The following is a 7650-nucleotide window of genomic DNA, read 5'->3' on the forward strand; positions in this document are numbered from 1 at the left end:
CCAGATGCGCGGCATCACGCCGGTACGCGGGCGTGTACCTCTTCCGTTTGGCTCCCACAGGAACATCCTCCCTGCCAGGCACCGGGCCTGACCATCAAGGACGTCCACCGAACGGGGTCAACCTCATTCGCTGTTACCGTTTTGCTATGTCCTTTTTTATTGATCGTGTGATCCGTCGATGGGTTTTCCGCTCGTGACAGCGCCTCTGCGGCCCATAAAGTGGCGACAAGCGGTGGTCACTTTCGTCTGTGTCTACCCCACGAGCTTGTTGCTGTCCCTACTTGTGCCACGCTTGACCGTTGGGTGGCCAGCGCCGTTGAGCACCGCCTTGACCGCCATGCTTCTGGTTGCTGCACTCACGTGGGTGCTGCTGCCGTTAAGTGGCAAGCTCGCTGGGAGCTGGATCACCGCGCGCCGACAGAAGGGTGCCGATGGGCCCTCCTGTACCTGCGCTCGATGCGCAGACAGTGCTACCAACGACGGTGACTGCCCCGACTTCCGTTGACTCAAGGAAACCGGGGTAGTCCCAACCGTGGGGCAGGTCTGAAGTGGCCCCGGTAGTCCGGACACCTTGAGTGGGGCGACGATGGTGGGACTGGTGCGCGATCAGGGGTCAGCTGGGGTTAGGCCGCCAGGGTGACGGTCGGGTTCATGATGGTCTCGTATTCGATGGGGGTCAATCGGCCCAGGCGGGTCTGTCGGCGTCGTCGGTGGTAGGTCCGCTCGATCCAGGTGATGATCGCAATGCGGAGTTCCTCGCGGGTGCGCCAGCGTTTGCGGTCCAGGACGTTCTTCTGAAGCAGCGCAAAAAAGGGGTCCATCGCCGCGTTGTCGCCAGCGGCACCGATCCTCCCCATCGAGCCCACGAGCCGATGATGGTTCAGCGCGTGCACGAAGCGCCGCGCTCGAAACTGGCTGGGATCCGCGGTCCGAATGGACGATGCATCCGGCGACGGCGCCGCGCCTGGAGACGGCGCTGGCCAGTGCGTTCACAGCGAGACGGGTCTTCATCCGGTCGCTGATCGAGTAGCCCCCGATCCGGGCGGAGAAGGCGTCCTTGATCGCCCAGAGGTAGAGCTTGCCTTCCTGCCTCCAGTGCTCGGTGATGTCTGTGGGCCAGAGCTCGTTGACGTCATCGGTGGTGAAGTCCCGCCGGACGAGGTCGACGTGCACGGGCGGGCCCGGGCGCTTCCCGTTCTTCCCGCGCTTCTTGCCGAACACGGACCACCACCGGGTGTCTCGGCAGATCCGCCACGCGGTCCGCTCACACATGCGCTGGCCCGCGGTCTCCGCTTCATCGGCCAGGAAGCGATACCCGAACTCGGGATCATCCTGGTGGGCATCGAACAGGGCAGTGGCCCGGTACGCCTCGACCAGCTCGGACTGGGTGACCTGCTGTTGCCGCCAGCGGTAATAGGGCTGGCGGGGGAGCTTCAGGATCCGCGAGGACACTGCGACGGGAATCCCGTCAACGGCGCGCTCGCTCACGGGCGGGTAGAGCCTTTTCCCGGCAGGTTCGCCTGCGGCAGATACGCGGCCGCGCGGCGCAAGACCTCGTTCTCCTGCTCGAGCAGACGGTGACGTCGACGCAGATCGCACAGCTCGGATGATTCCTGCCGCGTCTTGCCGGGTCGGGCCCCGTCTTCGACGTCGGCCTGGCGCATCCAGTTCGTCAGGCACGACTCGGCAATCCCGGAGTCCTTCGCGATCACCGAGAGCTTCTGACCAGGTTCACGGTTCCTCGCGACGCGGACGCGTCACGGAACTCCTGAGGGTAGGGAGCGGGCATGGTGCACATCCTTCCCTGCAACGCTCCTGGGCGCCATAGATCATGTGACACCTACCCGCGCACCAGTCCTCACCGACGCCTGGATCAACCGACCACTGGCCGCGCAACCCGCAGCCGCCTGACACCCGCTGGCCTCAAACACCTTGACAATTCCCGTGCTGCCCGCCATTTTGGAGCGTCACACGAGCAGGCTCTGGATCTCTCTGGCCGTGGCCTGGAGCATCGCGCCGAGTTCACTGCGTAGTTGTTCAGCCATGCGGTGAGCGGGAACCGACACATTGATGCCATAGCATTTGCCGTCCGGACTGACGACAGGCACAGCCACCGACATGACACCGTCTTCACTTTCTTCACGGCTCGTGGCATAGCCAGTGTCCCGGATAAGGTCAAGCGCACGCTCCAAATCCGTCCGATAAGTGATGGAGCTCTTGGTGAGGCCTGGAAGTTTCTCCTGCGGGTAGAGTGCGTGGAGCTGATCCATCGTGAGTAGGCTAAGCATCGCCTTGCCCGTCGCGGTGCAGTTAGCCGGAAGGGTGGCTCCGCGACGTGACGCGACGCGGACGGCACGTTGACTTTCGATCGCCTCGAGGAAGTGGGCGTTCGATCCCTCGAGCTCGGCAAAATGCACTGTTTCGCCGGTGGCCTCGAAAAGCTGTTCCATCGCGGGGCGGATCAGGGTGCCGATGTCGACATGGCGGCGGATGGCGACGGCGATGGAGCTGAGTGCCTGTCCGGGCTCGTACGCCTTGGTCTGGGGATTCTGTCGGACGAATCCGCGATAGAGGAGCATTCCCAAGAGGCGATGGGCCGTGGACGAGGCCACGCTCAAGTACTTGCTTGCGTCCGTGAGCCGGACGCTCGGGCGGGTCTCGAACAGCAGCAATAGCCGCAGTGCGTTGTCGACGGACTCTATGGGGTACTGCGGGGGAGGGCCGTACCGGGACGTGTCCTTCTGCTCTGATGAGGGCATGGACTTCATCGTACCGAGCGGCGGCGGCATTCGCGGCCTGACCGGGGTGGCGGCTTTCAACACCGCTCACCTAGACGTGCCAGTTCGTGCCTCCAAGCGGTCCCGGTGTTGAACGCTCCTCCGAGGTCGGGGAGTTCGGCCATGTCAGCGTCGGGTAGGTCGACGAGCTCTCCGCCCGCAGATGCCACCTTCAGGGCCAGGCCCGCCAAAGAATCCACGCTGATCGCTTGCAGCACCGCTCTCTCGACAGTCTCTGCTGCACTCGTCAGGCCGTGCCCACGGAGCACCACGACGGGTCTTGCTCCCATGGCATCGGCCATCTCGGCCGCGAGCCGCCGGTTACGAATCAGGACTCCACGGGGATAGACAGGCACCCCATCGGCCGCGAGGCGGGTTCCGGGGATGTCGTACGCGCCCACGATGGGGCGAACGGTCAGTCCCGCGAGATCCGCGGCGACCACTCGTGGAGGATGAGCGTGGACCACAGCCCGGAGGTCGGTACGGCGTCGGAACAGCTCGGTGTGCAACGGCAGTTCGTTGGGGACCGTGTAACCGCCGCCCAGTTCACCGACGGCTGCGGGGTTCCCGTCGAGGTCCACTAGGCGGATATCCTCGGCCCGGGTGTAGGCGAGTCCTCGCTCGCGGGGGCCCCGGCACCGCACCAGCAGCGTATCCTCGGCGATACGGAGGCTGATGTGCCCGAGGATGCCGTCGGCCAGGCCCCGGTGTGCCAGAACCCGGCAGGCCCCGGCGATGGCCTCCCGCTCCGGCCCGTGGTCCTGGGGCGACGGGTCTTCCGAGGTCATGATGCTCCCGTCGGTTGGGGCTGAAGCTGGGGTTCGAGCTTGTCGCGCAGCCCCTGCACAGTGGTGCCCTGGGCCATGCCGATCCGGCAGGCGAGGAGCGCCTTGGGCCAGTTCACGATTGCTGCGCCTCGAAGAGTCGTGCCATCCGTGGTGTACAGGGCCACGAATCTGCCGTGGATCTGGGGATGCCCAATGACGACATGGTCGACATTGCCCCCGACACGTCCCACGACCTGGATCTTCCAGTCGTGCTGATCGCTCCACACGTACTCGATAGGGGTGTAGGCACGCGGCTGATCTGGATGCGTGATGTTGTGGGCCACGCACGCGGCCTGCTCGACCGCGTTGGTCCAGTGCTCGATCCGGACGTCCTCGCCGTGCTTCTGGTGACGCCACCGGGCCACGTCTCCGACCGCGTACACGTTTGCCGCGTCGACGGCTTGGCAATACTCGTTGAGCACGACCCCGTTGTCCACGAGCAGGCCGGAGGCACTAAGCCAGGAGTCGTTAGGGGTGACCCCGATGCCGACCAGCACAGTTGCCGCCGGCACACTCTTGCCGTTGGTCAGGTGGACGGTGAAATTGCCCCCCTCGCCCTCGACGGATTCCACGCCGACGCCGAACATGGTGTTGACACCGTTCTCCCGATGTAGGTCGCCGAACCAGTGGCCGATCTCTGGATTGAAGATACGGCTCATGGGCACGGGAACCGGATCGATGACTGTGACATCGAGTCCCAGGGAACGGGCGGTGGCTGCGGCTTCGGCGCCGATGAACCCCGCGCCGATGACGGCGAGGGACCCGCCCCGGAGGAGGTCCCTGCGCAGTTCACGGGCATCCTCGAGCGTGCGTAGCACGTGGATTCCTGGAGGCTGGCCCCAGGGCGAGGGACGTGGAGCAGCTCCCGTGGCGACGACTAGCTGATCGTAGTGGAGGGGTTCGTGCCCCTCGAGTTCCAGCATGTTCTCGGTGATGTCCAGGCCGACGGCGCGGTATCCCAGGAGCAGGCGGATGCCGTCGGTATCGGCCTGCTCCTGGGTCAGCAGGCGGATCGAGTCCTCGTCGGTGGTTCCCGCCAGGACTGATTTGGACAGCGGCGGCTTGTCGTAGGGAAGTTCCGTTTCCTCCCCGACGAGCATGATCTCGCCTTCAAATCCTTCCAGGCGGAGTGACTGCGCGGTGCGCACCCCTGCGATGGAGGACCCGACGATGACGACGGTGCCCGCGCTCATGCTTCCTCCACCTTGAGAGCGGAGACGGGGCAGCTCCGCGCAGCCTCGGTGACGCGGGCGCGGTCAGCTTCGGGGACTTCGGTCCTGAGGATTTCGACGACCCCGTCGTCGTCGAGGTCGAAATAGTCAGAGGCTCCGACGACGCAGTTTGCATACCCCTGACAGGCTTCGAGGTCAGCTTTGACTACAGGCATGGTCACATTCCTTCGTAAAGCGGTGGTGCTCTGGTAATTGGGAGTGTCTATTCGTCTTCGGTTACGAGAGGCCCGAAGGGGTGGCCGATCATGGCCGAGAACGTGGCAGGGGCCTGCCAGGTCAGGGACTCCAGTTCCAGGGGACATAGCGTGACCCACTGGCCCGAGCGTGGGGACTTGATCAACAGCCGTGAGCCGTTGCGGGTCTCGATGCGGGTGACCTGAACCTCGGAGAACTCGTTGGCGATCACGATCGGGTCACCGGTGACGTGCTGCTCCAGTCGGCGACGTTCCTCGGCGGCCCGAATGGCCGCGACGCGATCCTCCTCTTCGCCTTCCCATTCCAGTTTCATAGGAAGATCGCCAGGTTCTGCATGCGGATGACCGACTCATCAACCATGATGGTGCGCCGGGCGAGTTCCCACCCGGCCCCGGTTCGACGGAGGAGGTCCTCGCGTCCCGCGGACACGGTGGCGGCTTCCCCGACATCGCCTCGGCTGCGGAACAGCAGGACCGCCGAGTCCACGATGATTTCGTTCGGGTTGGGGGTCCGGAAGGTGCGCACATTGGTGATGTAGTGGCGCAGCCGTGACGGCGGGTCCTCGGTCCACGCGTGCTCCGTGTCGAAGCGCGCCACGCGGCGGCTGAGCGAGTACTTGTTCTCGTCCCAGTGCGCCGTGCCGGGTGAGGTGGTGTATCCGGCACCCAGTGCGGTGGTGACGCGGACCGGCATGAGGTAGTGCACGTCGTCTGCGATCCGGGCGAGCCACTCGTCGTAGTCCTGCATGTCCAGCAGGTATGCTTCGTCAACCAGCCACCGGTGCGCCTCCAGGTGGAGGTCGTCGTTGAACGGGAGGCTCTGCCCGGTCCGTTGTGTCCGGGGGGCGTGGGCTCCCAATGTCGACTGCTCGGACAGCGTCATGTTTTCGTTCTCGTGTGCTGCTCGAACGCTCATGGTCAGGCCTCCTCGTGAAGGGTCGCTGCGGGCACGGTTTCGGCGCTACCGCTGGCGGGACGTGCAGGCCCCGAGCCCGCGGCAGGGGAGGCCTGCACGGGATCCGAGCCAACCTGCACCTGTGCGGCGGCTTCTGCCGGCCGCTCGAGGTGCTCTGCCCACCGGCGCAGCAGCTCTCGCTGGTTGTATTCGCTGTACCCGATACGGGTGGAGCCGGGCCCCGAGTACTCCTCGGGGGACAGTGCCTCAACGACGTTCTGACCGTTCTCGAGCATGCCCATCCGGCTGTTGAGTAGCAGGCGCCGTGCCATGGACCCGGCGGCGGTGTTGGTGAGGGACACCCAGTTTTCGACGTCGTCCTGCTCGAACATGCCACCGCTGCCGAAGCACATGATGTACGCCTTGTAGGAGAGCGCCTTGAACTCCTCCGACGCGTTCTTATCGACGGCGAACCACGAGAGGATCTCGGTCTCGTTCTCGCTGACCGGCTGCCACATGCGGATGGAGATGAAGGGAAGCACCTCATCGGAGCCCTCCTCGACCCTCGGCCAGTTGTGGACGAAGCTCATGTTCGGGAACACCGAGGCGGCTGAGACCATGAACCCGTCCTTGCCGACGACGTCGAGCTGCTGTTGGGTCCACTGCTCCTTCATTCGAGCGATCATCTCGTCTGGGTAACCCACGTAGCGCAGGCGATCCTCCAGACTGCCTTCGGGCAGCTTGTACGTCGTACCGCCGCCGTTGCCTGCCCAGTAGGTGGTGCCGTCCTTGCGCTTCTCGGCCTTCGGCTCGCGGAAGAGACCGATCTCCACCACGGAGGTGTGGGTCTGGGGTGTGTGGTACATGTCCCCGGCGAAGTTCTCAGCGCCAATCTTCCAGTTGGCCTTGACTCGCCAGCGCTGCGGCCCGCGCAGCTCGATGCCGTCGGCGCTCTGCTTCGTGTAGTAGTCCAGGTAGAACTTGAAGTCTCCCAGGAAGTCCTCGAGGGGCTCGGCGTCCGGGTCCATGTTGATGAAGATCAGTCCGTTGTACGTGGCCAGCGAGGGAGCGGGCAGTAGGGTCTGGCCCTTCTTCTTGAAGCCTTCCTCCCCGCCGTAGGCCTCCTTATGGAAGGGCAGGCCGACGATGCGCCCGTCGTTGCGGTATGACCAGCCGTGATAGGGGCACCGGAAGTGGGAGGCGTTGCCCATCTCTGCGCGGCAGACCTGCATGCCGCGGTGGAGACACATGTTGAATAGGGCGTGGACCTGGCCCTTTTCGTCCCGGGAGATGATGAACGAGTCTTCGAGGATCCGGCGAACCACGTAGTCGCCGGCCTCGGGGACCTCGGACTCGTGGCCAACGAACATCCAGGTGCGGCTGAAGAGCCGCTCCTTCTCCAGCTCGAAGATCTCTTTGTCGTTGTAGATGTGCGCGGGGATCATTCCGCGTCGGACGTCCTCCAGGACGCCGTGGTGATCTGTCATGGGAGTGCTCCTTGTCGATCTGAGCGGTACGTCTGGAGAGCAGAGGTAGACTCTGTAGGAAAGAGAGTGCCGTACTTTGTGATGCGCGTCAACCCCCGACTCGGTTTTTACGGGCTCTTCACAGATGAGGGTGTAGACCCCGAAGTGGCCGCTGGCGTGGCGGTGACCGGGTAGGCGTCGAGGCCTTCCGAAGATGGAAGTTCCTACACTGCCCATCCGGAAGGCCTCGACGTGCTCC

Annotated in this window: 7 protein-coding genes and 1 pseudogene; all 8 read right to left on the minus strand. The window is 64.6% G+C overall.

The features are described from left to right. Positions 1-623 precede the first annotated feature (623 nt). Positions 624-1789 (minus strand): annotated as a pseudogene (locus EDL96_RS13225) (IS3 family transposase). Positions 1790-1967: 178 nt separating this feature from the next. Continuing rightward, positions 1968-2819: an IclR family transcriptional regulator gene (locus tag EDL96_RS13230; protein ID WP_233568902.1), complete on the minus strand. Its 852-nt coding sequence runs from the start codon at positions 2817-2819 to the stop codon at positions 1968-1970. Further along, a complete protein-coding gene (locus EDL96_RS13235) occupies positions 2816-3565 on the minus strand; it encodes a class II aldolase/adducin family protein (RefSeq protein ID WP_123826695.1) in 750 nt (249 codons plus the stop codon). Before EDL96_RS13235 ends, EDL96_RS13230 begins: the two co-directional genes overlap by 4 nt. Next, a complete protein-coding gene (locus EDL96_RS13240; RefSeq protein ID WP_123826696.1) occupies positions 3562-4797 on the minus strand; it encodes an NAD(P)/FAD-dependent oxidoreductase in 1236 nt (411 codons plus the stop codon). The genes EDL96_RS13235 and EDL96_RS13240 overlap by 4 nt, the downstream gene beginning before the upstream one ends. Then, a complete protein-coding gene (locus tag EDL96_RS13245) occupies positions 4794-4991 on the minus strand; it encodes a ferredoxin (protein ID WP_123826697.1) in 198 nt (65 codons plus the stop codon). The genes EDL96_RS13240 and EDL96_RS13245 overlap by 4 nt, the downstream gene beginning before the upstream one ends. Positions 4992-5038: 47 nt before the next feature. Next, on the minus strand, positions 5039-5344 hold the full coding sequence (locus tag EDL96_RS13250) for a hypothetical protein (protein WP_123826698.1): 306 nt from the start codon (positions 5342-5344) through the stop codon (positions 5039-5041). Next, on the minus strand, positions 5341-5946 hold the full coding sequence (locus EDL96_RS13255) for a 3-phenylpropionate/cinnamic acid dioxygenase subunit beta (protein ID WP_123826699.1): 606 nt from the start codon (positions 5944-5946) through the stop codon (positions 5341-5343). Before EDL96_RS13255 ends, EDL96_RS13250 begins: the two co-directional genes overlap by 4 nt. A gap of 2 nt (positions 5947-5948) precedes the next feature. Next, positions 5949-7412 carry an aromatic ring-hydroxylating dioxygenase subunit alpha gene (locus EDL96_RS13260; RefSeq protein WP_123826700.1) on the minus strand — a complete coding sequence of 488 codons (1464 nt, stop codon included), beginning with the start codon at positions 7410-7412 and terminating at the stop codon, positions 5949-5951. Positions 7413-7650 lie beyond the last annotated feature (238 nt).

Origin of the sequence: Kocuria soli (assembly GCF_003797835.1) — a bacterium.
GTDB lineage: Bacteria > Actinomycetota > Actinomycetes > Actinomycetales > Micrococcaceae > Kocuria > Kocuria soli.